Source organism: Xylophilus rhododendri (assembly GCF_009906855.1).
Classification (GTDB): Bacteria; Pseudomonadota; Gammaproteobacteria; order Burkholderiales; family Burkholderiaceae_C; genus Xylophilus; species Xylophilus rhododendri.
In genome coordinates this window covers 2078778-2099780 of the sequence record NZ_CP047650.1, presented here as the reverse complement: position 1 = coordinate 2099780, position 21003 = coordinate 2078778, and the positions used below count along the sequence as shown (strand labels likewise).

The 21003-nt window shown below is 67.0% G+C and carries 22 protein-coding genes; 14 read left to right on the top strand and 8 right to left on the bottom strand.

Annotated features, from left to right (window positions below; genetic code table 11):
- The first annotated feature begins 136 nt into the window (after nucleotides 1–136).
- From GT347_RS09685 to GT347_RS09675, 3 genes are all read left to right on the top strand, one after another.
- Entirely contained in the window at nucleotides 137–961 is an 825-nt protein-coding gene (locus GT347_RS09685) for a lysophospholipid acyltransferase family protein (protein ID WP_229722811.1), read from the top strand.
- Entirely contained in the window at nucleotides 958–1824 is an 867-nt protein-coding gene (locus GT347_RS09680) for a lysophospholipid acyltransferase family protein (protein ID WP_160551756.1), read from the top strand. Before GT347_RS09685 ends, GT347_RS09680 begins: the two co-directional genes overlap by 4 nt.
- 273 nt (nucleotides 1825–2097) lie before the next feature.
- Nucleotides 2098–2337: a DUF1653 domain-containing protein gene (locus GT347_RS09675; RefSeq protein WP_160551755.1), complete on the top strand. Its 240-nt coding sequence runs from the start codon at nucleotides 2098–2100 to the stop codon at nucleotides 2335–2337.
- Nucleotides 2338–2354: 17 nt separating this feature from the next.
- Here the strand turns inward: GT347_RS09675 and GT347_RS09670 are convergent, their stop codons facing one another.
- From GT347_RS09670 to yihA, 3 genes are all read right to left on the bottom strand, one after another.
- Nucleotides 2355–2894: a hypothetical protein gene (locus tag GT347_RS09670; RefSeq protein WP_160551754.1), complete on the bottom strand. Its 540-nt coding sequence runs from the start codon at nucleotides 2892–2894 to the stop codon at nucleotides 2355–2357.
- A 59-nt stretch (nucleotides 2895–2953) separates the two neighbouring features.
- A complete protein-coding gene (locus GT347_RS09665; RefSeq protein WP_229722810.1) occupies nucleotides 2954–3166 on the bottom strand; it encodes a hypothetical protein in 213 nt (70 codons plus the stop codon).
- A 102-nt stretch (nucleotides 3167–3268) separates the two neighbouring features.
- A complete protein-coding gene (gene yihA, locus GT347_RS09660) occupies nucleotides 3269–4033 on the bottom strand; it encodes a ribosome biogenesis GTP-binding protein YihA/YsxC (protein WP_160551752.1) in 765 nt (254 codons plus the stop codon).
- Between the two features lie 164 nt (nucleotides 4034–4197).
- Between yihA and GT347_RS09655 the strand changes: the two genes are divergently transcribed.
- The 4 genes from GT347_RS09655 to msrP all read left to right on the top strand — a co-directional run bounded on the left by GT347_RS09655 (nucleotide 4198) and on the right by msrP (nucleotide 9615).
- Entirely contained in the window at nucleotides 4198–4854 is a 657-nt protein-coding gene (locus GT347_RS09655) for a c-type cytochrome (RefSeq protein WP_160551751.1), read from the top strand.
- Between the two features lie 142 nt (nucleotides 4855–4996).
- Nucleotides 4997–7132 (top strand): cytochrome c biogenesis protein ResB, encoded by a 2136-nt coding sequence (locus GT347_RS09650; RefSeq protein WP_160551750.1) that lies wholly within the window; start codon nucleotides 4997–4999, stop codon nucleotides 7130–7132.
- A gap of 49 nt (nucleotides 7133–7181) precedes the next feature.
- Nucleotides 7182–8546, top strand: coding sequence for a c-type cytochrome biogenesis protein CcsB (gene ccsB / locus GT347_RS09645; RefSeq protein ID WP_160551749.1), 1365 nt, complete (start codon nucleotides 7182–7184; stop codon nucleotides 8544–8546).
- A 70-nt stretch (nucleotides 8547–8616) separates the two neighbouring features.
- Nucleotides 8617–9615 carry a protein-methionine-sulfoxide reductase catalytic subunit MsrP gene (gene msrP / locus GT347_RS09640; protein ID WP_160551748.1) on the top strand — a complete coding sequence of 333 codons (999 nt, stop codon included), beginning with the start codon at nucleotides 8617–8619 and terminating at the stop codon, nucleotides 9613–9615.
- Between the two features lie 12 nt (nucleotides 9616–9627).
- Here msrP and GT347_RS09635 read toward each other — a convergent pair whose 3' ends face one another.
- Nucleotides 9628–9837: a hypothetical protein gene (locus tag GT347_RS09635; RefSeq protein ID WP_160551747.1), complete on the bottom strand. Its 210-nt coding sequence runs from the start codon at nucleotides 9835–9837 to the stop codon at nucleotides 9628–9630.
- Nucleotides 9838–10050: 213 nt separating this feature from the next.
- On the opposite strand from GT347_RS09635, the gene GT347_RS09630 reads away from it, so the two are divergent.
- Nucleotides 10051–10701 carry a protein-methionine-sulfoxide reductase heme-binding subunit MsrQ gene (locus GT347_RS09630; RefSeq protein WP_160551746.1) on the top strand — a complete coding sequence of 217 codons (651 nt, stop codon included), beginning with the start codon at nucleotides 10051–10053 and terminating at the stop codon, nucleotides 10699–10701.
- Here GT347_RS09630 and GT347_RS09625 read toward each other — a convergent pair.
- The 3 genes from GT347_RS09625 to lptM all read right to left on the bottom strand — a co-directional run bounded on the left by GT347_RS09625 (nucleotide 10691) and on the right by lptM (nucleotide 12912).
- A complete protein-coding gene (locus GT347_RS09625; RefSeq protein ID WP_160551745.1) occupies nucleotides 10691–11092 on the bottom strand; it encodes a hypothetical protein in 402 nt (133 codons plus the stop codon). The genes GT347_RS09630 and GT347_RS09625 overlap by 11 nt on opposite strands.
- 128 nt (nucleotides 11093–11220) lie before the next feature.
- Nucleotides 11221–12504 (bottom strand): diaminopimelate decarboxylase, encoded by a 1284-nt coding sequence (lysA, locus tag GT347_RS09620; protein WP_160551744.1) that lies wholly within the window; start codon nucleotides 12502–12504, stop codon nucleotides 11221–11223.
- Between the two features lie 63 nt (nucleotides 12505–12567).
- Nucleotides 12568–12912 (bottom strand): LPS translocon maturation chaperone LptM, encoded by a 345-nt coding sequence (lptM, locus tag GT347_RS09615; protein ID WP_326830396.1) that lies wholly within the window; start codon nucleotides 12910–12912, stop codon nucleotides 12568–12570.
- Between lptM and cyaY the strand changes: the two genes are divergently transcribed.
- Nucleotides 12865–13188, top strand: a complete 324-nt coding sequence (cyaY, locus tag GT347_RS09610; protein ID WP_160551742.1) for an iron donor protein CyaY — start codon at nucleotides 12865–12867, stop codon at nucleotides 13186–13188. The two genes, lptM and cyaY, sit on opposite strands and share 48 nt — an antisense overlap.
- A gap of 7 nt (nucleotides 13189–13195) precedes the next feature.
- Here the strand turns inward: cyaY and GT347_RS09605 are convergent, their stop codons facing one another.
- A complete protein-coding gene (locus tag GT347_RS09605) occupies nucleotides 13196–15610 on the bottom strand; it encodes a penicillin-binding protein 1A (protein ID WP_160551741.1) in 2415 nt (804 codons plus the stop codon).
- A gap of 201 nt (nucleotides 15611–15811) precedes the next feature.
- Between GT347_RS09605 and GT347_RS09600 the strand changes: the two genes are divergently transcribed.
- Genes GT347_RS09600 through pilQ form a run of 5 tightly spaced genes read left to right on the top strand, consistent with a single transcriptional unit; the run spans nucleotide 15812 to nucleotide 20981 of the window.
- Nucleotides 15812–16948 (top strand): pilus assembly protein PilM, encoded by a 1137-nt coding sequence (locus GT347_RS09600; protein WP_160551740.1) that lies wholly within the window; start codon nucleotides 15812–15814, stop codon nucleotides 16946–16948.
- On the top strand, nucleotides 16945–17595 hold the full coding sequence (locus GT347_RS09595) for a PilN domain-containing protein (RefSeq protein ID WP_160551739.1): 651 nt from the start codon (nucleotides 16945–16947) through the stop codon (nucleotides 17593–17595). Before GT347_RS09600 ends, GT347_RS09595 begins: the two co-directional genes overlap by 4 nt.
- Before the next feature lie 16 nt (nucleotides 17596–17611).
- Nucleotides 17612–18280, top strand: a complete 669-nt coding sequence (locus tag GT347_RS09590) for a type IV pilus inner membrane component PilO (RefSeq protein ID WP_160551738.1) — start codon at nucleotides 17612–17614, stop codon at nucleotides 18278–18280.
- Entirely contained in the window at nucleotides 18277–18825 is a 549-nt protein-coding gene (locus tag GT347_RS09585; RefSeq protein ID WP_160551737.1) for a pilus assembly protein PilP, read from the top strand. Before GT347_RS09590 ends, GT347_RS09585 begins: the two co-directional genes overlap by 4 nt.
- On the top strand, nucleotides 18822–20981 hold the full coding sequence (gene pilQ, locus GT347_RS09580; protein WP_160551736.1) for a type IV pilus secretin PilQ: 2160 nt from the start codon (nucleotides 18822–18824) through the stop codon (nucleotides 20979–20981). The genes GT347_RS09585 and pilQ overlap by 4 nt, the downstream gene beginning before the upstream one ends.
- The last annotated feature ends 22 nt before the right edge of the window (nucleotides 20982–21003 follow it).

The following is a 21003-nucleotide window of genomic DNA, read 5'->3' as shown; positions in this document are numbered from 1 at the left end:
GTTTAACGTCGCCCTGCAAGTTGCTCAAAATTAACTCGGCGACCCGCGAATTCTAGCGAGGGTCTGGCGGTCTTTTCCAGACCGTTACTTCATGGCCCTATGCTCCGGCCCTCCTTTCCCCTCCCTCGACTTCTTCGTGATCTGGCTTTTCTCCCGCGCTCCGCTGTGGCTGCTGCAGGGCATAGGCGCCTTGCTGGGCTGGTGCGCCTTCGGCCTGTCGCCCAGCTACCGGCGGCGCTTTCTCGCCAACGCCGCCCTGGCCGGCTACCGCTTCGCCGAGGTGCGCGGCGCGGTGGCGCACGCCGGCCGCATGGTGGCCGAGCTGCCCCGCCTGTGGTGGGGCCGGCCGCCGCGCTGGAGCTGGGACGACGCCGGCTGCATCGCCGATGCCTATGCGGCCGGGCGTGGCATCCTGTTCCTGACGCCGCACATCGGCTGCTTCGAACTCTCGCCCCAGGCGCTGGCCGCCGACTACGGCGCCGAGCACGGCCCCATGACCGTGTTGTACCGCCCCGCCCGCCAGCCCTGGCTGGCCCGCCGCATGGCCGGCGCCCGCGCCCGCCCGCATCTCGAAGCGGTGCCCACCACCCTGGCCGGCGTGCGCGGCCTGCTGCGCGCCCTGCGGCGCGGCGAGGCCGTCGGCCTGCTGCCCGACCAGGTACCGCCGGACGGCATGGGCGTGTGGGTGCCCTTCTTCGGCCAGCCGGCCTACACCATGACCCTGGCGGCGCGGCTGGCCCAGCAGTCCGGCGCCACCGTGCTGCTGGCCTGGACCGAACGCCTCTCCCGGGGCCGTGGTTTCGTGGTGCATGTGCGCCCCCGCGGCACGCCGCTGCCCGATGACCTGAGCGCTGCCACAGCAGCGTTGAATGAAGACATGCAGTCCTTGATCCGTTCGGCCCCCGGCCAGTACCTGTGGGGCTATGCCCGCTACAAGCAGCCGAGGACACTGTCCCGATGATGAGCCGCCTCGGAATCTGGCTGATGCAGCGCAGCGCCGTGCTGCCCCTGCGCTGGGTGCGCGCCATCGGCTGGCTGCTCGGCCATCTGCTCTATCTGCTGATCGGCTCGCGCCGCCATGTGGTGGAGACCAATCTGCGCCTGTGTTTCCCCGCCATGGCGGTGCGCGAGCGGCGGGCCCTGGCGCGCCGCACCTTCGTGGCCTTCGGCCAGTCCTGGATGGACCGCGGCTGGCTCTGGCATGCGCCACCGGCCGTGGTGGCCCGGCGGCTGAACCTGGTGGGCGCGGTGGAGGAACTCGAAGGCGATGCGCCCACCATCCTCTTCGGCCCGCATTTCTACGGCCTGGACGCCGCCGCCACCGCCATCGCCATCCGCGTTCCGCGCCGCTACACCTCGATCTACACCCAGCAGGCCGATCCGGCGGTGGACGAGTGGATCAAGGCCGGGCGCCTGCGTTTCGGTGATTGCCGGGTGTTCTCGCGCGCCACCGGCATCAAGGAGATCGTGGCCTCGCTGCGGGCTGGCGATGTGTTCTACCTGTTGCCGGACATGGACTTCGGCGCCGCCGATTCGGTCTTCGTGCCCTTCTTCGGCGTTTCGGCCGCCACGCTGCCCTCGGTGCCGCGCTTCGCCCGCCTGGGCCGCGCCAAGATCATCACCGTGCTGCCGCGTCTGACGCCGCAGGGCTATACCGTCGAGCTGCTGCCGGCCTGGAAGGATTTTCCCGGCGCCGACGCCACCGAGGACACGGCGCTGATGAACCGGCGGCTCGAAGGCTATATCGACCGCATGCCCGAGCAGTACTACTGGGTGCACAAGCGGTTCAAGACGCGGCCTGAGGGCGAGCCGTCGGTGTATTGAGCTTCGGCACGCGCTTCGGCCGTCACCGGAGCTTTCGGCGATTGCGCGGTGCGGAAGACAAATTCCGTCACTGTTCACGGTGTATATGTGGGCAGCAAGGAAAATTCGACGGTCTATTGATGTTTTTGGTCGTCAATTCTATTTCCGAACTGCCGGCGGAAACTTTTGAATTTGAAAATGCGTTGCTGACATTTCGTGGGCTTGAGGCGGGGCGCCATGTCTGAAAGATTCTAGTCAGCATCGATTAATGACGTGTCGATATTGGAGTCAGTCATGGAAGAATATATTCCTATGTGGCCACGTTTGCAGCATCCTTTGGGGCGGTTCAGGCATTACAAAGGGGGTGAATATGAAGTTATATGCATCGCGCGTCACAGCGAAACCGAAGAAGCGTTGGTGGTGTATCGGCAGCTCGATAAGGACACGGGATTTTGGGTGCGACCCCACGCGATGTTTTTTGAAATGATCTTCCACCAGGGAGTCATGCAGCCCAGGTTCGAAAAGACTGCCTGAGTCGCCTCGCCCGGCAGTCAAATCAAAATCGTGCCGTCGTGGATAAAGGCCTCGGCCACGTCAGCCCACATTTCCATGGTGCAAATATCCGCTGTTGTTTCATCGTGGCCCTCCGGCTCGCGGCCCAGATGAAGGAGCAGGTAACCGTGGCGTCCACCATCGACATAGACAAGCACCCGGCTGCTTACCCGATATCGTGCAGAGGTGGGTTTGCCCGGTTGCCGCTCTGAAATGGTCCACAACCTGTTCCACTCCCTGAGTTCTGCCTCGATTTTTTTCCTGCTGGCCGAGCTGAGGGGCGAAGTCGAGGCAGGCCAGTTTGCCGGGTCTTCAGGTGGCATATGGACTTGGCGCACTACGCTGCGATTTGAGCGCTTCGGCACGGTGTAAAAAGCATCCTTGCCAAAGTAGTAATCCAGATCTTCCCACGCCGGCCAATCGGTCTTCCAGTCCGCAAACGCAGCGAGCATGACTTGCGGATTCGCACCATCGGCAATCAGCGCTGCACGAAATAGTTTCGTTAACTGGACCGCCGGAACAGCTCTTTTTGTTGCCATCAAAAAATTGGGCGAAAGAAAACCCGCCTGAGCGGGTTTTTATTAACGGACTTACTCCGTCAAGCCGGGTTTTTGCGTTTCGTCAGCGCGTCGGTCAGGCTAGCTTTGACGTTGCTCGCGCTATAGCGCGTACTGCCATTGACTTTGGCCAGAAGCTCGCTCATCGCAGGGCTGGGGCCCCGCGGCTTGACTTGCTTTTGGGCCGGCACAGCATCTCCGCGAGATTTTTGCTCTGCGGGATGGATGGCGAGGAAAGATGTGTGGTGTTGCATGGCAGCTCCTGGACCAATTTTAACTTGCCAGGAACTGTCGTGTTCATGGACTTGTGCTGCCTTCGCTTGGCCGACGATCACCGAAGGTCCCGGACTGTTTGCCTACGCCGCCTCGCCTGCCGACGAAAGCCCGTCTTCACTCTCGCCTTGCTCGGCCTGCCGGGCAGCAGCCTTCTCGGCAAAGGCCGGCGAAACCTCGTCCACCCAGGTGCGCAGCTTCAGCGCGGCCTCGTCCACACCCTTGCGCTTGAGCGCCGAGAACAGCTGCGCATCCCCGCCGCCCGCGTTGAGCTTGGCGATCTGCAGCGCCTTGGTGGCTTCCAGGCGGGTCAGCTTGTCGGACTTGGTCAGCAGGATCAGGAACTTCAGGCCCTCGTCGGCCACGCGCGGGCGTATCAGTTCCAGCAGCAGCTCGTCGAGTTCGGTCAGCCCCAGGCGCGGATCGCAGAGCAACACCACGCCGACCAGGTTCTCGCGCGCCACCAGGTACTGGCCCATCACCCGCTGCCAGCGGATCTTGTCCTGCATGGGCACGGCGGCGTAGCCGTAGCCGGGCAGGTCGGCCAGCACGGCGTCGGTGCCGCCCTGGCGGCCCAGCGAGAACAGGTTGATGTGCTGGGTGCGGCCCGGCTTCTTCGAGGCGTAGGCCAGCTGCTTCTGCTGCGCTAGGGTGTTGATGCAGGTCGACTTGCCGGCGTTGGAGCGGCCGACAAAGGCGATCTCCGGCAGGTCGAGCTGCGGCAGCTGGTGCAGCTGGGCGGCGGTGGTCAGGAAACGCGCGGTGTGCATCCAGCCCATGGCGGCCTTGGCGGCGGGATCGGTCTCGGGCAGGCCGACGTGGCGCGCGATGGGTGTCTTGGTGGTCATGGGCAGGGCGGGTGCCCAGGCCTGGGCAAAAGCCGGAAGTCGGCCAGCCGAAGGTCTGGAGGGCAGGGAAAGTGAGGGGGCCGTCCCCGGGAAAACCGGGCTTGCGGCCAGGGGGGCGATTGTAGAATCATGGGGTTTTGCGCTGATAAGAAGAGACCCTCGATATGAAGTTGTCCGTCTTGCTGCAGGCCGCGTTGGGCGCATGCGCGTTGCTGATGTCCCTCTCGCAGGCCCTCGCGGCAGAGGGGGCGGCCGCCCCGGCCGCGGTGCAGAAAGCCGCCAAGCCGGACCTGGCCAAGGGCGAAGCAAGCTACACGGCCGTATGTGCCGCCTGCCACGGCGCCGACGGCAATTCGGCCGTGCCGGCCCAGCCCAAGCTGGCCATGCAGCATCCGGAATACCTCATCAAGCAGCTGCGCGAGTTCAAGGCCGGCACCCGCAAGAACCCGATCATGCAGGGCTTCGCCGCGGCGCTGTCGGAAGACGACATGCGCAACATCGCCTATTGGGCCGCCAGCAAGGCGCCCAAGGCCGGTTTCGCCAAGGATAAGGCCCTGGTCGCCGCCGGCGAGAAGATCTGGCGCGGCGGCATCGCCGACCGCCAGGTGCCCGCCTGCGCCAGCTGCCACAGCCCCAACGGCGCCGGCATGCCGGCCCAGTATCCGCGCCTGTCCGGCCAGCATGCCGACTACACGGCCACCCAGCTCACCGCCTTCCGCGACGGGGTGCGCACCAACAACAACGTGATGACCGACGTCGCCGCCAAGCTCAACGACCGCGAGATCCGGGCCCTGGCCGACTTCATAGCCGGCCTGCACTGATTTTTCGGCAACGGCCCACTATCCCACTGAACTAAGCAGGCTGCGGCACACTCCAGCCTTGGAGCGGTCCATTCCCTCGGGGTGGACCGCTCTTTCCGTGCTTTCCCGCGCCTTTCGTTTCCGCCGTCCCGCCGTCTTCTTCATGTCCGTTTCCACCCACGGCATCCGAGTCCGCTCCGCATCCGCCTTCGTGCGCTCGGGCGTCGAGTTGCTGTCTTCGATGCGTTTCGCGATCTCGCTGCTCAGCCTGATCTGCATCGCCTCCGTCATCGGCACCGTGCTGCAGCAGCAGCAACCCTACGGCAATTACGTCAACCAGTTCGGGCCCTTCTGGGCCGAGGTCTTCGACGCGGCATCGCTCTACCGGGTGTACAGCGCCTGGTGGTTCCTGCTGATCCTGGCCTTCCTGGTGACCAGCACCTCGCTGTGCATCGCCCGCAGCGCGCCCAAGATCCTGGCGGACCTGCGCATCTACAAGGAGAACCTGCGGGTGCAGAGCCTGCGCGCCTTCGGCCAGCGGGCCGAGGCCGTGCTGCCGGACGCCCCCGAAGCCGCGGCTCGGCGCCTGGGCGGCGCGCTGGTCGGCGCCGGCTGGCGGGTGCGGCTGCAGGAGCGGCCGGGCCAGGGCTGGATGCTCGCGGCCAAGGCCGGCGCGGCGCACAAGCTGGGCTATATCGCGGCGCATTCGGCCATCGTGCTGGTGTGCATCGGCGGCCTGCTCGACGGCGACCTGGTGGTGCGTGCCCAGATGCTGCTGCACGGCAAGACGGCGTACCGGGGCGGCGGCACCATCGCCGAGGTGGCGCCGCAGCACCGGCTGTCGCCGTCCAACCCGACCTTCCGCGGCAACCTGCTGGTGTCCGAGGGCACGCAGTCGTCCAGCGCCATCCTCAACCAGTCCGACGGCATCCTGGTGCAGGACCTGCCCTTCTCCATCGAGCTGAAGAAGTTCATCGTCGAGCATTACTCGACCGGCATGCCCAAGCTCTTCGCCAGCGACATCGTGATCCACGACCGGGACACCGGCCAGGCGCACAGCGCGCGGGTGGAGGTGAACCATCCGGTGAGCTGGCGCGGCGTGGAGATCTACCAGTCCAGCTTCGACGACGGCGGCTCGCAGGTCAAACTCAAGGCCGTGCCCATGCAGGGCGCGGCGGCGGATTTCGAGGTCAACGGCACCATCGGCGAGAGCACCACGCTGGACAACCGCCAGGGCGGCAAGATGACGCTGGAGTTCGCCGCGCTGCGCACCATCAACGTCGAGAACTTCGGCGCCAATGCGGGCGCCAACGCGGCCGGCGGCCCGGTCGATGTACGCAAGGTCGACCTGCGGCAGCAGTTCGAATCGCGCATAGGCGCGCCCAACCGCCCCAACGCAGACCGCGCGCTGCGCAACGTCGGCCCCAGCATCACCTACCGGCTGCGCGACGCGGCCGGCCAGGCCACCGAGTTCCAGAACTACATGCTGCCGGTGGACCTGGGCGAGGGCGTGCCGGTGTTCCTCTTCGGCCTGCGCACCGATCTGGCAGACGCCTTCCGCTACCTGCGCCTGCCGGCCGACGAGAACGGCAGCCTCGACGGTTTCATGCGCCTGCATGCGGCGCTGGCCGATCCGAAACAGCGCGAGCAGGCGGTGCGGCGTTATGTGTCGTCCTCGGTGGATAGCCAGCGGCCCGAGCTGGCCGAGCAGCTGCAGGCCTCGGCCCTGCGCGCGCTGTCCTTGTTCGCCGGCGATCCGCAGGCGCCCGAGGGCAGCCCCCAGCGCCACGGCGGCCTGCAGGCCATCTCGCAATTCATGGAGGCCAACGTGCCCGAGGCCGAGCGCTCGCGCGCCGGCGAGGTGCTGGTGCGCATCCTCAACGGCTGCCTCTTCGAACTGCTGCAGCAGACACGCAGCCAGGCCGGCCTGAAGCCCCTGGATGCGGGCGAGGCGACCACACGCGCCTTCCTCACCCAGGCGGTGCTGTCGCTCGGCGACATGGCGCTGTATCCGGTGCCCATGGCCTTCCGGCTGGATGACTTCAAGCAGGTGCAGGCCAGCGTCTTCCAGGTGACACGCGCGCCCGGGCGCATCGTGGTCTACGGCGGCTGCGCGCTGCTGATCCTCGGTGTCTTCTCGATGCTCTTCGTGCGCGAGCGCCGGCTGTGGATCTGGCTGGCGCCGTCCGCCACGGGCGGCTCCGACGCCACCATGGCGCTGTCGGCCAACCGCAAGACCCTGGACGCCGACCGCGAATTCGACCGCCTGCGCGAGCGCCTGCTCGCCAGCCCGACCTGACGCCTGCCCCCACGGCACGCCGCCCCTTGAGAGAACCACCGGAGTTCCGATGAATACCACCACCGCCAGCCCTTCGAACCCGTCCTCCGCCCCGCGGACGCTGACGCTCGAATCCGGCTTCTTCGCCCGGCGCAATGCCTTCGACTGGATCTTCGCCGCCATCGTGCTGGCCGGCGGCCTGTTCACCCTGCACCGCTACGGCGCCTTCATGGACGTCTACGAGAAGGGCATCCTGATCGCCGCCATGCCCTTCTTCGCCTGGCTGGGCTGGTTCTGGCGGCCGGCCGCCAGGTTGATGCTGGCCGTGGCCGTGCTCTCGCTGCTGGCACTGGCCAGCTACCAGAACGGCGGGCAGGGCGAGCTGGAGCGTGCCGACAACGTCTTCTGGCTGAAGTACTTCCTGTCGAGCCAGTCGGCCATCCTGTGGATGAGCGTGCTGTTCTGCATGAGCACCGTCTTCTACTGGATCGGCACCCTGTCGCGCGGCGAAGGCGTGGCCATGTCGCGTGTCGGCACCCGGCTGGCCTGGGTGGCGGTGACCATGGCGCTCACCGGCACCATGGTGCGCTGGTACGAGAGCTACCTGATCGGCACCGACATCGGCCACATCCCGGTGAGCAATCTGTACGAGGTCTTCGTGCTGTTCTGCTGGCTCACCACCACCTTCTATCTCTACTACGAAGACCACTACAAAACGCGCGCCCTGGGCGGCTTCGTGATGCTGGTGGTCAGCGGCGCGGTCGGCTTCCTGCTCTGGTACACGGTGGCGCGCGAGGCACAGGAGATCCAGCCGCTGGTGCCGGCCCTCAAGAGCTGGTGGATGAAGCTGCATGTGCCGGCCAACTTCATCGGCTACGGCACCTTCGCGCTGTCGGCCATGGTGGCCTTCGCCTATCTCATCAAGCAGCAGGCGGGCGAGACCCGCTGGGTGAAGCTGGCGCCGCTGTGGCTGCTGGGCATCGTGCTGTGCTTCGAGCCCATCGTGTTCCGCAAGACGGCGGGCGGTAACGGCAGCGCCTACTGGATGGTGTATTTCGGCCTGTCGGCGCTCATCGTGGCCGGCATCCTCGCCGGACGAAAACGCATCGCCGCCAAGCTGCCGCCGCTGGTGGTGCTCGACGACATGATGTACAAGGCCATCGCCGTGGGCTTCGCCTTCTTCACCATCGCCACCGTGCTGGGCGCCCTGTGGGCGGCCGAGGCCTGGGGCGGCTACTGGAGCTGGGACCCGAAGGAGACCTGGGCTCTCATCGTCTGGCTCAACTACGCCGCCTGGCTGCACATGCGCCTGATGAAGGGCCTGCGCGGCACCGTGTCGGCCTGGTGGGCGCTGGGCGGGCTGGCCGTCACCACCTTCGCCTTCCTGGGCGTGAACATGTTCCTGTCCGGCCTGCACAGCTACGGCACGCTGTAGCAGCGGCGAACTTTGTGAAACCGGCACGGCTCGAAGCGCGTAGTCCAATGGTCCATCAAGAGGTTTACCCATGCTGATCCGCTCCCGCGATTCCGGTTTCGACCATCCCCACTCCAGCGAGATCACGCCGCAGGCGGTCTACGAGGACCGCCGGCGCCTGATGCGCCAGCTGGCCGGCGGCGCCGCCGGCGGCGTCCTGGCTACCTGGGCGGGCCGCCAGGCCATGGCCGCGACCGAAAAGCCGGGCAAGCTGGCGGCGCTGGCCTCCACGCCGTCCAAGGTCGACGGCGCCATGGCCATGGACAAGCCCACCGAATACAAGGACGCCAGCACCTACAACAACTACTACGAGTTCGGCACCGACAAGGCCGATCCCGCGAAGAACGCCCACACCCTCAAGACCCGGCCCTGGAGCGTGGCGGTCGAGGGCCTGGTCAAGAAACCAGGCAACTTCGACATCGAGGACCTGCTCAAGCTCAGCCCGCAGGAAGAGCGTGTCTACCGGCTGCGCTGCGTCGAGGGCTGGTCGATGGTGATTCCCTGGGTGGGCTATTCGCTGTCGGAGCTGATCAAGAAGGTGGAGCCGCTGGGCAACGCCAAATACGTCGAATTCCTGACGCTGGCCGATCCCAAGACCATGCCTTATGTCGGCTCCCATGTGCTCGACTGGCCCTATGCCGAAGGCCTGCGCATGGACGAGGCCATGCATCCCCTGACCATGCTCGGCTTCGGCATGTACGGCGAGGTGCTGCCCAACCAGAACGGCGCGCCGGTGCGACTGGTGGTGCCATGGAAATACGGCTTCAAGAGCGCCAAGTCCATCGTGAAGATCCGCTTCGTGGAGCAGCAGCCGGGCACCGCCTGGAACAAGGCGGCGGCCAACGAATACGGCTTCTATTCGAATGTGAATCCCAACGTCGACCATCCCCGCTGGAGCCAGGCCACCGAGCGCCGCATCGGCGACGGCGGCGGCCTGTTCGCCAAGCGCCGCAAGACCGAGATGTTCAACGGCTACGAAGCACAGGTCGGCAAGCTCTACGCCGGCATGGATCTGAAGAAGAATTTCTAGCGCTTGGCGGCCTCAGGCCCTGCAGCCCGGGCAGAGAAACAGCACTGCGTGGCAGACCAGCAGAAAGACCGGCACGGTCAGCAGCACCGACAGCAGCGTGGCATTGACCAGCTTGGTGCTCAGGCAGCGGCTCTGTCCTGCATATTCGTGCGCGAAGACGATGCCGAAGGTGATCAGCCAGAAGAAGGCGGTGCTGAGGGCAATCTTGAAAAAGTCGGACATCGGCGTGCGACGGTGTTTCGGCGGTGCGGAGGAGGGCGGGCCTGTGGTCCATGACCATAAGGGCGCCGAGGCCATCGACGGCTTTGAAGTGAGCCGTGTTTTCCGTGCTTATCCGCCCGCCGCGCCGGTGCTTGTGGCGCTAGCCGCATCCGGGCGAGGGCTTGCTGCGTAAACTGCGCAACCTCCGATCAGGCCGCCACCGGCCCCGCCACGATGAACAAGATCCTCCTGCATCCCGCCGCCAAGCCGCTGCTCTTCCTGCTGTGCCTGGCGCCGTTCGCTTGGCTGCTCTACGCGGCGTTCACCGACCGCCTGGGCGCCAACCCGCCCGAGGCCCTGGTGCGCGGCACCGGCGACTGGGCGCTGCGTTTCATCTGCATCGTGCTGGCGGTGACGCCGCTGCGGGTCATCAGCGGCTGGAACGCGCTGGCGCGCTACCGGCGCATGACCGGGCTGTATGTGTACTTCTACGTGGTGCTGCACCTGCTGTGCTACGGCTGGTTCGACATGGGCTTCGACTTCGGCGAGATCCTGGCCGACATCGCCAAGCGGCCCTTCATCCTGGTGGGCTTCTCGGCCTTCGTGCTGCTGACGCCGCTGGCCGCCACCTCCTTCAACCGCGCCATCAAGGCACTGGGCGCCAAACGCTGGCAGGCGCTGCACCGGCTGGTCTACCTGATCGCCGGGCTGGGGCTGCTGCATTTCTTCTGGATGCGCGCGGGAAAGAACAACTTCAACGAGGTGTTCGTCTACGCCGGCATCATCGCGCTGCTGCTGCTGTGGCGGCTGTGGTACCGCTTCATCGGCAAGAAGAACAAGAAGGGCGGGCAGGTGCGTGCGGCCGCCCAGGCTCCTAGTCGTTGATGTAGTCCTGGTAGTCCGTGGGCGGCCGGCCGCATTCGCCGGGCAGATGGTGGCGGTGCTGGCGGTAGAGGTTGGCCACCAGCGCCGCGGTGGTCACCAGGGTGAAGACTTCGGCCACACGCACCACGCCGGTGGTGAAGTTGCCCAGGGTCTGCCGGTCGGGCATCAGGGCGGTGGCGGCGTTGGCTGCTGCGAAGGCGGCGTTGCTGGCGGTGCGCGGCAGGGCTGCCAGGCTGGCCAGCACGGCGGAGGGGATCTGTTGCCAGCTCAGGCTGGTGCGCGATACGTCGTCGCTGCTGACGTGCAGCCGGATCAGCGTGCCTTCGGTGGCATGAGGGGCGGTCGACGCCATGCCCGATGTTCGGGTGGCGGCCACTGGAGAGTCGAACATGACGGGCCTTTGGGTCAATAAGGTCCGCCACTTTGCCGGGCGCTGGAGGCTTGTACGCCGACACGGCGAAGACCGCGCAGCGGAAGCGAAAAGTCGGCAAGGGGTCCGGCCGAAGCCGGCCCGCGATCTCAGTCCGGCAGGCGTTCGCCGCGCATCTGGTCTTCGCTGGTCTCGCGTTGGCGGATGAGATGGGCCACCGCGCCGTCCACCAGCACTTCCGCGCCGCGGCCGCGCGAGTTGTAGTTGCTGGCCATGCTCATGCAGTACGCGCCGGCCGACAGCACCGCGAGATGGTCGCCCGGCCGCACCGACAGCACGCGGTCGCGGCCCAGCCAGTCGCCGCTTTCGCAGACGGGGCCGACCACGTCCACCGTCGTCGTCGCCGCGCCCGCGGCGGGCAGGCGCAGGGGCACGATGGCGTGATAGGCCTGGTACATGGCCGGCCGCGGCAGGTCGTTCATGGCGGCATCGACGATGCAGAAGTTCTTGCTTTCGCCGGGCTTGTTGTAGAGCACCTCGGTCAGGCAGACGCCGGCATTGCCCACCAGCGAGCGGCCGGGCTCGATCAGCAGCTTGCGCTGGCCGTAGCCGCGGGCGTCGAGCCTGGCCAGCAGCCGGGTCCAGAGGGCGTCGGCGGCGGGCGGCGTGTCGCCCTGGTAGTCGATGCCCAGGCCGCCGCCGAAATCGATGTGGTGCAGGCGGATGCCCTGGGCCTCGATGGCCGCGACCAGGTCGAGCACCCGGTCCATGGCGTCGAGGTAGGGCGTCTCCTCGGTGATCTGCGAGCCGATGTGGCAGTCGATGCCCAGCACCCGCAGGCCGGGCAGTGCGGCCGCATGCTGGTAGACCGCCACCGCGCGTTCGTGCGCCACGCCGAACTTGTTGCCCTTCAGGCCGGTGGAGATGTAGGGATGCGTCTTGGGATCGACGTTGGGATTGACCCGGATGCTGATCGGCGCGACCGCGCCCATCTCGCGGGCGACGGCGTCGAGCACGTCGATCTCGGCCTCGCTCTCCACGTTGAAGCAGCCGATGCCGGCGGCCAGCGCCTCGCGCATTTCGGCTTGCGTCTTGCCGACGCCGGAAAAGATCACCTTGGCCGCCTCGCCGCCCGCGGCCAGCACCCGGCGCAGTTCGCCGCCGGAGACGATGTCGAAGCCGCAGCCGGCGCGGGCGAACAGCTGCAGCACGCCCAGGGTCGAGTTGGCCTTCATGGCGTAGCAGATCTGCACCTCGCGGCCCGCGAAGCCGCGCTGGTAGGCGGCCAGCGCTCCCAGCATCGCGGCCTTGGAATACACGTAGAGGGGCGTGCCGTGGCTGCGGGCCAGATCGGCCAGGGCGACGTCTTCCAGGTGCAGAGCGTCGTCACGGTAGGCGAGCTGCGGCGCGCCCGGCAGGGGGGAGGGGATCATGGCGTGAAAAGAAGAAGGGGTCGAAAGAACACGATCGCCTCGATCGTGCCGGCCGGGCCGGTCTTATTGCGTCATCAAGGATTCGGGCACCAGGTCGGTGGGGGTCGGCGGCGTGACGTTGGCTTCCGGCTCGGCCGGTGCGGCGGCGGCCGCCGCCGGTTTGCCCGCGCCCGTATCGCGGCTGCGTGCCCAGTCGGGCTTGAGGGTCTGGACCATCGTGGCGCGCTGCCGCGCGGCCACTTCGGTCGGCAGGACCAGCGGGCCCTTCTGTCCGCAGGCCGCCAATACAGCCACCCCGCCGACAAGGGTGATGGCCCTGACTAGAATTTGCGGCACTTTCAACATCAGCAGATTGTAGTAATGACCGACCTCGAGTTCCTGAACCTTGCCGAGCTGTTGCTGAGGCATGTCGAGGCCAGCTGCGACCGCTTCAACGACGAGACCGATGCCGACATCGACGCCCAGCGCGCCGGCGGCATGGTGACCCTGTCCTTTGCCAACGGCAGCCAGATCGTGCTGAACCAGCAGAAGCCGCTGCACGAGATGTGGCTGGCGGCCAAGTCCGGCGGCTACCACTTCAAATGGCAGGAAGGCGCCTGGACCGACACCAAGGGCCAGGGCGAGATGCTGCAGATCCTGAGCCGCGAGGCCAGCGCCCAGTCGGGACTGAGCCTGGCCTTCTAGACGCCGTTCAGCGGAACAGGTCGAGGATCTTGTTGCGCTCTTCGGTGGCCGGCGGCGCGGCCGGCACCGCGGCATCCGGCGTGGCGCCGGTCGGCGCAGCACCCGGATCGCCGCCCAGGCTCGGAATGCCGCCGTTGCGCGCGTATTCCTCGTAGAACCATTCGCCGCCGTTGTTCACCACGCCGGCCGGGGGCTGGTATTCCTGCACCGGCACGCCCTGCAGCGCATATTCCATGAAGTTGACCCACACCGGCAGGCTCAGGCCGCCGCCGGTTTCGCGGTCGCCCATGTTGCGCGGCGTGTCGTAGCCGATCCAGCTGATGGCCGCCAGGGTGGGCTGGAAGCCAGCGAACCAGGCGTCCATGGAATCGTTGGTGGTGCCGGTCTTGCCGTAGATGTCCGGGCGCTTCAGCATGGCCTGGGTGCGTGCGGCCGTGCCCACGCGGGCCACGGAGTTCAGCAGGCTGTCGATGATGAAGGCGTTGCGCGGCTCGATCACCTGGTTGCTGGCGTCGAGCGCAGGCGGCCGGGTTTCCAGCAGCACGCGGCCCTTCTGGTCGACCACCTTGGCGATCAGCCAGGGGTTGAGCCGGTGGCCGCCGTTGGCGAACACCGAATAGGCCGCGGCCATCTGCATCGGCGTGACCGAGCCGGCGCCCAGCGCCATCGGCAGGTAGGCGGGGTGCTTTTCCTTGTCGAAGCCGAAACGGGTGATCCAGTCCTGTGCGTACTTGGTGCCGATGGACTGCAGGATGCGGATCGAGACCAGGTTCTTGGACTTCTCCAGCGCGTGGCGCATGGTCATCGGGCCGTCGTAGCCGCCGCCGTAGTTCTTCGGCTCCCAGGGCTGGCCGCCGGTGGTGCCGGCGTCGAAGTACAGCGGCGCGTCGTTGATGACGGTGGCCGGCGTGAAGCCCTTTTCCAGCGAGGCCGAGTAGATGAAGGGCTTGAAGCTGGAGCCCGGCTGGCGCCAGGCCTGGGTCACGTGGTTGAACTTGTTCTTGCCGAAGTCGAAACCGCCGACCAGGGCCTTGAGCGCGCCGCTGCGTGGATCCAGCGCCACGAAGGCGCCTTCGATCTCGGGGATCTGGGTGATCTCGAAGCTGCCCTTGGGCGTGCGCACCACCCGGATCACCGCGCCGCGGCGGATGCGGATGTTGGGGCCGGCCTTGTCGCTGAGGCCCGACTGGGCGGGTTTGAGGCCATCGCCGGTGATCTCCACCCGGTCGCCGTCGGCACGCACCGCCACCACCCGCTTGGGGCCGGCATCGAGCACCACGGCCGAAAGCACGTCGCCGTTGTCGGGATGGTCGGCCAGGGCGTCGTCCACCGCCTCGTCGACTTCCTTGGGGTCGGAGGGCAGGTCGATGAACTGCTCGGGGCCGCGGTAGATCTGGCGGCGTTCGTAGTCCATCAGGCCCTTGCGCAGCGCCTTGTACGCGGCCTCCTGGTCGCCGGCGCTGACGGTGGTGTAGACGTTCAGGCCGCGGGTGTAGGCATCGTTGCCGTACTGGTTGAACACCATCTGGCGCACCATCTCGGCGATGTACTCGGCATGCACCCGGTTGTTGTCGCTGGCGTTGCGCAGGTGCAGTTCCTCGGCCTTGGCGGTGGCGGCGTCGTCGCGGTCGATGAAGCCGTTCTCGGCCATGCGGTCGATGATGTAGAGCTGCCGGGCGCGGGCGCGGCGCGGGTTGTTGATCGGGTTGTTGGCGGTGGGCGCCTTGGGCAGGCCCGCCAGCATGGCGGCCTCGGCGATGGTGATCTTCTGCAGCGGTTTGCCGAAATAGGCCTCGCAGGCGGCGGCGAAGCCGTAGGCGCGGTTGCCCAGGTAGATCTGGTTCATGTAGATCTCGAGGATCTGGTCCTTCGAGAGCATGTGTTCCAGCTTGAGCGTGAGCAGCAGCTCGTAGATCTTGCGGGTGAAGGTTTTCTCGGAAGAGAGATAGACGTTGCGCGCCACCTGCATGGTGATGGTGGAGGCGCCCTGGCTCTTGGCCCGGTTCACGTTGGCCAGGCCGGCGCGCAGCACGCCCACGTAATCGACGCCGCCGTGGTTGTAGAAACGCGCGTCTTCCGCCGCCAGCACGGCGTTCTTCATCACCTGCGGGATGTCGGCGATCGGCGTGAGGTTGCGCCGCTCCTCGCCGAACTCGCCGAGCAGCGCGCCTTCGGTGGAGAACACACGCAGCGGCAGCTTGGGCCGGTAGTCGGCCAGGTCGGAGATGTCGGGCAGGTTGGGATAGGCCACGGCCAGGGCCACGCCCACCGTCAGTGTCGCGGCCAGCACCAGCGCCACGGCCAGGCCGACGCAGCCGAGCAGCACACGCAGCGGCCAGTACCACCAGGAGCGGGGAGCAGGGGGCTTGCTGGCCTTGCGGCCGGGGGAGGTTTCGCGGGGCTCGCGGGGTTCGGTGGCCATGGCGTCTCGCGTTGGGTAACCCGGCATTATAGAAATCCGGGGAGGCGGCGATTCGTCGGAACTGTGGGAGGGATGTCAGCAACTGTCAGGCGTGGGCGAGCACTTCCGCCGCAAACCGCCCGCGCCGATGTTGTTTTGGCGCCGCGCGTTCTCCGGATGCGCGGTGGCGAATTGGTCATGGTGTCTGACGGTGCTGATAGGATGCGGCGTACCGTTAGCGTTTTGTTTCATAAAAATGTTGAGCAAGGTGCCTCATTGATTTCGCTGGCTTTGCCCTTTAGCCGCCAGGCCGCGCCGCTCCTGGGCATAGACATCAGCTCGTCCAGCATCAAGCTGGTGGAGCTGGGCCGTGCGAAGGACGGCACCTTGACCCTGGAGCGCTGTGCGATCGAAGTCCTGGAAAAGGGCTGGATCGTCGACGGCAACGTCGAGCGTTTCGACGACGTGGCCGAGGCCTTGCGCCGCCTGGTCAAGAAAAGCGGCACCCGCACCCGCAACGTGGCGATGGCCTTGCCGTCCTCCGCGGTCATCACCAAGAAGATCGTGCTGCCGGGCGGGCTCAACGAGAACGACCTCGAAGTGCAGGTCGAATCCGAGGCCAGCCAGTACATCCCCTTTTCGCTCGACGAAGTGAGCCTGGATTTCTGCGTGGTCGGCGCCAGCCCCGGCGCGATCGAGGACATCGAGGTGCTGATCGCCGCCTCCCGCAAGGAGAAGGTGCAGGACCGCCAGGGCCTGGCCGAAGCCGCCGGCCTGAAGCCGGTGATCCTGGACATCGAGTCCTATGCCGCCCGCTTGGCCGCCGCCCGCCTGATCGAGACCCTGCCGCACAGCGGCCAGGACTCCATGGTCGCCCTGCTCAAGATCGGCGGCGTGGGCAGCAGCCTGCAGGTGGTGCGCAACGACGAGGTGGTCTACGAGCGCGACCAGGCCTTCGGCGGCAGCCAGCTCACCCAGATGATCGTGCGCCAGTACGGCTTCAGCGCCGAGGAGGCCGAGATCAAGAAGCGCAACGCCGACCTGCCGGACGACTATTCCACCGCCGTGCTGGCACCCTTCGTCGAGAACACCGCCGGCGAAATCGTGCGGGCGCTGCAGTTCTTCTTCACCAGCACGCCCTACAACCGGGTCGACCATGTCCTGCTGGCGGGCGGCTCCGCGTCGCTGCCGGGCCTGCCGGAGTCGGTGGCCACCCAGACGGGTTTCCCCTGCGCCATCGCCAATCCCTTCGAGGGCATGACGGTGGGCGCCGGTGTGCGCTCATCGAGCCGCACGTTGCGTGATGCGTCCTCCTATCTGACGGCCTGCGGCCTGGCGATGCGGAGGTTCCTGCAGTGATCCTGATCAACCTGCTGCCGCACCGCGAGGCCGCCCGCAAGCGCCGCAAGGACGCGTTCAACGGCGCGGCCGGTGCCGCGGTGCTGGTCGGCGCGCTGCTGTCGGCCGGCGTGTATTTCTATTTCCAGACCCGGCTGGACGACCAGCAGCTGCGCAACCAGACGCTGCAAGGCGCCATCCGCACGCTCGAAGGCCAGATCAAGGAGATCGCCACCATCGAGCAGGAGATCACCGCCCTGCGTGCGCGCCAGAAGGCGGTGGAAGACCTGCAGTCCGACCGCAACCTGCAGGTCTATTTGCTCAACGAGCTGGTGCGCGAGCTGCCCGACGGCGTCTACCTCACCGACATGCGCCAGGTCGACCAGACCGTCACCCTCAAGGGTTCGGCCCAGAGCAACGAACGGGTGTCCGAGCTGCTGCGCAACCTGGGCAACAACACGCCGTATTTCGCCAAGCCGCAGCTGATCGAGATCGTCACCGGCTCGGTCACCCTCGGCCCGCGCGACCAGCGCCGGGTGGCCAACTTCACGATTTCGGTGCGGCTGCTGCGCTCCAGCGAGATGCAGGCCGCCGCCAACGCCGCCAATCCGGCCGCCGCCAAGCCTGCCGCGCCCGCCGCCGCCGCCGTGCCGGCGCCGGCACGCTGACAAAGACGTATCCGCCATGGCCACCTCGTCTTTCTCCAAAATCGATTTCGCCGAGCTGTCGGAGCGGCTGCAGAGCCAGTTCCGCGGGCTCGATCCCAAGGACCCCTCCGTCTGGCCGGCGGCGCCGCGCTTTCTGGTCTACCTGCTGATCGCGCTGGCCGTGGTCGGCGTGGCCTGGTATGTGTGGCTGAGCGATTTCCAGACCCAGCTCGACGAGGAAGTCGCCAAGGAAACCGTGCTGCGCCATGATTACGAGGTCAAGATGGCCAAGGCGATCAACCTGCAGGCCCTGAAGACCCAGCGCGAGCAGATCCGCGTCTATGTGAACCAGCTGGAAAAGCAGCTGCCCAGCAAGGCCGAGATGGATGCCCTGCTGTCCGACATCAACCAGGCGGGCCTGGGCCGCAGCCTGCAGTTCGAGCTGTTCCGCCCGGGCAATGTGCAGGTGCGTGACTACTACGCCGAGCTGCCCATCCAGGTCCGCGTGACCGGCCGCTACCACGACATGGGCGCCTTCACCGCCGATGTGGCCCATCTCTCGCGCATCGTCACGCTGGACAACCTCTCCATCACGCCGACCAAGGAAGGCCTGCTGGCCATGGACGTCACGGCGCGCACCTTCCGCTACCTCGACCAGGAAGAGATCGAGGCCCAGCGCAAGGCCGCCGCGGGAGCCAAGAAATGAGGCGCCTGCCCCTCCTGGCCCTGTGCCTGCTGCCGCTGGCCAGCCTGCTGTCGGCCTGCGGCGACGCGGTGGACGAAGACCTGAGCACCTGGATGACCGAGCAGCGCGCCCAGGCCCGCACCCGCGTGCCGCCGCTCAGCCCGCCCAAGGAGTTCACCCCCGCCGACTATCTGCAGGGCGGTGCGGTCGACCCCTTCAGCGCCGAGAAACTCACCCAGGCCCTGCAGCGCGACACCAAACGCAGCGCCAGCGACACCGTGCTGCTGGCGCCCGAGCTGGCGCGCCGCAAGGAGCCGCTCGAAGCCTATCCGCTCGACGGCCTGACCATGGTCGGCAGCCTGCAGAAGGACGGCCGGCCGGCCGCGCTGATCAAGGTCGGCACGCTGCTCTACCAGGTGCGCATCGGCGAACACCTGGGCCAGAACTTCGGCCGCATCACCTCCATTACCGAAACCGAAACCCGCATCCGTGAGGTCGTCCAGGACCCGGGCGGCGACTGGATCGAGCGCAACACGAGCCTGCAGCTTCAGGAGATAACGAAATGATTCAATGCCACGGACGAGTGCGCCGCCTCCTGCGCTGCGTCGCGGCAGGCTTGGCGGGAGGGATGTTGTGCGCCGGTGCATGGGCGCAGTCCAGCATCCAGTCGATGACGGCTTTCGCTCAGGGCAGCGGCGAGCTGCTGCGCATCGACTTCTCGGCGCCGCCGCAGGCGCTGCCGACCGGCTTCGCCATCCAGTCGCCCGCCCGCATCGCGCTGGACTTCCCCGGCATCGTCAACGGCCTGGGCAAGCCCTCGGTCGACCTGAACCAGGGCAACCTGCGCACGGCCACCGTGGTCGAGGCCGGTGACCGCACCCGGGTGGTGCTGAACCTGCGCCGGCCCACCGCCTACACCGCCCGCATCGAGGGCAATGCGCTGCTGGTCTCGCTGGAGCCCTCGGCCGCCGGCGCCGCCACGCTGGCGCCGCGCCCCTCGTTCGCCGAGGCCACCACCAGCGATGTCGAGCCGCTGCGCGACATCGACTTCCGCCGCGCCGACGACGCCACCGGCCGCATCGTGGTGAGCCTGCCCAACAACCGTGTCGGCGTGGACCTGCGCCAGCAGGGCGGCAACCTGGTGGTCGAATTCCTCAAGTCCTCCCTGCCCGAAGGCCTGCGCCGCCGCATGGACGTGGCCGACTTCGGCACCCCGGTGCAGACCGTCAGCACCTCGCAGCTGGGCGACCGGGTGCGCATGACCATCGAGCCGCGCGGCGACTGGGAGCACAGCGCCTACCAGAGCGACACCCAGTTCGTGGTGGAAGTGCGGCCCAAGAAGGTCGACCCCACCAAACTCACGCAGGGCCCCGGCTTCACCGGCGACCGCCTGTCGCTCAACTTCCAGAGCATCGACGTGCGTTCGCTGCTGCAGGTCATCGCCGACTTCACCAACTTCAACATCGTCACCTCCGACACGGTCGTCGGCACCCTGACGCTGCGGCTGAAGGACGTGCCCTGGGACCAGGCCCTGCAGATCATCATGGACGCCAAGGGCCTGGGCATGCGCAAGAACGGCACCGTGTTGTGGATCGCGCCCAAGGACGAGATCGACTCGCGCACCCGGAAGGACCTGGAAGCCCTGCAGGCCATCCAGAACCTGGAGCCGCTGCGCACCCAGGCCTACCAGCTCAACTACGCCAAGGCCACCGACATGGTCGGCCAGCTGCTGGGCGTGCCGCTGGCCGGCGCCGCCGGCGCAACCTCCGCCATCGGCGGCACCAACAACGCGCGATTCCTGTCGCAGCGCGGCAGCGTGATCGCCGAGCCGCGCACCAACCAGCTCTTCGTGACCGACACGGCCGAGAAGTTGCGCCAGGTGCAGGAACTCATCACCCGGCTGGACAAGGCGGTGCGCCAGGTGCTGATCGAGGCGCGCATCGTCGAGGCCTCCGACACCTTCAGCCGCTCGCTGGGCGTCAAGCTCGGCAGCTCCGACCTGCGCACCCAGCAGGGCGGCACCTCGGGCTACAGCCTGGGCGGCGGCAACCGGCTGGCGGTCGGCACCACCTACAACAACGTGGTGGCCACCACCGGCGCGGGCGGCACGGTCGACACGACCTCGAACTTCGTCAACCTGCCCGCCACCACCGCCACCGGCACCAGCGCGGCGACCTTCGCGCTGTCGATCTTCAATGCCTCGGCCAACCGTTTCCTGAACCTGGAGCTTTCCGCCCTGGAGGCCGACGGCAAGGGCAAGCTGGTGTCGAGCCCGCGCATCGTCACCGCCGACCAGACCAAGGCGCTGATCGAGCAGGGCACCGAGTTCCCCTACCAGCAGGCGACGGCCAGCGGCGCCACCTCGGTGGCCTTCCGCAAGGCCAATCTGAAGCTGGAAGTCACGCCCCAGATCACGCCCGAAGGCAACATCATCCTGGACCTGGACATCAACAAGGATTCGCGCGGCGAGACCACCACCGCCGGCATCGCCATCGACACCAAGCACATCAAGACCCAGGTGCTGGTGGAGAACGGCGGCACGGTGGTGATCGGCGGCATCTTCGAGCTGACGCAGACCACTACCATCAACAAGGTGCCGCTGCTGGGCGACATCCCCTACCTGGGGGTGTTGTTCCGCAACAGCGCCGACGTGAACAACAAGACCGAGATGCTGGTCTTCATCACGCCGAAGATGATCACCGACCAGAACGCTGCGCGCTGAGGCAGCGCGTCAGTCCGGGACA

What these genes read in the sequence shown, in the direction of transcription:
- GT347_RS09600 (WP_160551740.1), top strand. Translation starts at nt 15,812, where the DNA reads ATGCGGCGTACCGTTAGCGTTTTGTTTCATAAAAATGTTGAGCAAGGT.
- GT347_RS09585 (WP_160551737.1), top strand. Translation starts at nt 18,277, where the DNA reads ATGAGGCGCCTGCCCCTCCTGGCCCTGTGCCTGCTGCCGCTGGCCAGC.
- lptM (WP_326830396.1), bottom strand. Translation starts at nt 12,912, where the DNA reads ATGCCTCAGCAACAGCTCGGCAAGGTTCAGGAACTCGAGGTCGGTCAT.
- ccsB (WP_160551749.1), top strand. Translation starts at nt 7,182, where the DNA reads ATGAATACCACCACCGCCAGCCCTTCGAACCCGTCCTCCGCCCCGCGG.
- GT347_RS09670 (WP_160551754.1), bottom strand. Translation starts at nt 2,894, where the DNA reads ATGGCAACAAAAAGAGCTGTTCCGGCGGTCCAGTTAACGAAACTATTT.
- GT347_RS09655 (WP_160551751.1), top strand. Translation starts at nt 4,198, where the DNA reads ATGAAGTTGTCCGTCTTGCTGCAGGCCGCGTTGGGCGCATGCGCGTTG.
- GT347_RS09630 (WP_160551746.1), top strand. Translation starts at nt 10,051, where the DNA reads ATGAACAAGATCCTCCTGCATCCCGCCGCCAAGCCGCTGCTCTTCCTG.
- pilQ (WP_160551736.1), top strand. Translation starts at nt 18,822, where the DNA reads ATGATTCAATGCCACGGACGAGTGCGCCGCCTCCTGCGCTGCGTCGCG.
- GT347_RS09590 (WP_160551738.1), top strand. Translation starts at nt 17,612, where the DNA reads ATGGCCACCTCGTCTTTCTCCAAAATCGATTTCGCCGAGCTGTCGGAG.
- GT347_RS09665 (WP_229722810.1), bottom strand. Translation starts at nt 3,166, where the DNA reads ATGCAACACCACACATCTTTCCTCGCCATCCATCCCGCAGAGCAAAAA.
- msrP (WP_160551748.1), top strand. Translation starts at nt 8,617, where the DNA reads ATGCTGATCCGCTCCCGCGATTCCGGTTTCGACCATCCCCACTCCAGC.
- GT347_RS09605 (WP_160551741.1), bottom strand. Translation starts at nt 15,610, where the DNA reads ATGGCCACCGAACCCCGCGAGCCCCGCGAAACCTCCCCCGGCCGCAAG.
- cyaY (WP_160551742.1), top strand. Translation starts at nt 12,865, where the DNA reads ATGACCGACCTCGAGTTCCTGAACCTTGCCGAGCTGTTGCTGAGGCAT.
- GT347_RS09650 (WP_160551750.1), top strand. Translation starts at nt 4,997, where the DNA reads ATGTCCGTTTCCACCCACGGCATCCGAGTCCGCTCCGCATCCGCCTTC.
- GT347_RS09625 (WP_160551745.1), bottom strand. Translation starts at nt 11,092, where the DNA reads ATGTTCGACTCTCCAGTGGCCGCCACCCGAACATCGGGCATGGCGTCG.
- yihA (WP_160551752.1), bottom strand. Translation starts at nt 4,033, where the DNA reads ATGACCACCAAGACACCCATCGCGCGCCACGTCGGCCTGCCCGAGACC.
- GT347_RS09635 (WP_160551747.1), bottom strand. Translation starts at nt 9,837, where the DNA reads ATGTCCGACTTTTTCAAGATTGCCCTCAGCACCGCCTTCTTCTGGCTG.
- GT347_RS09675 (WP_160551755.1), top strand. Translation starts at nt 2,098, where the DNA reads ATGGAAGAATATATTCCTATGTGGCCACGTTTGCAGCATCCTTTGGGG.
- lysA (WP_160551744.1), bottom strand. Translation starts at nt 12,504, where the DNA reads ATGATCCCCTCCCCCCTGCCGGGCGCGCCGCAGCTCGCCTACCGTGAC.
- GT347_RS09680 (WP_160551756.1), top strand. Translation starts at nt 958, where the DNA reads ATGATGAGCCGCCTCGGAATCTGGCTGATGCAGCGCAGCGCCGTGCTG.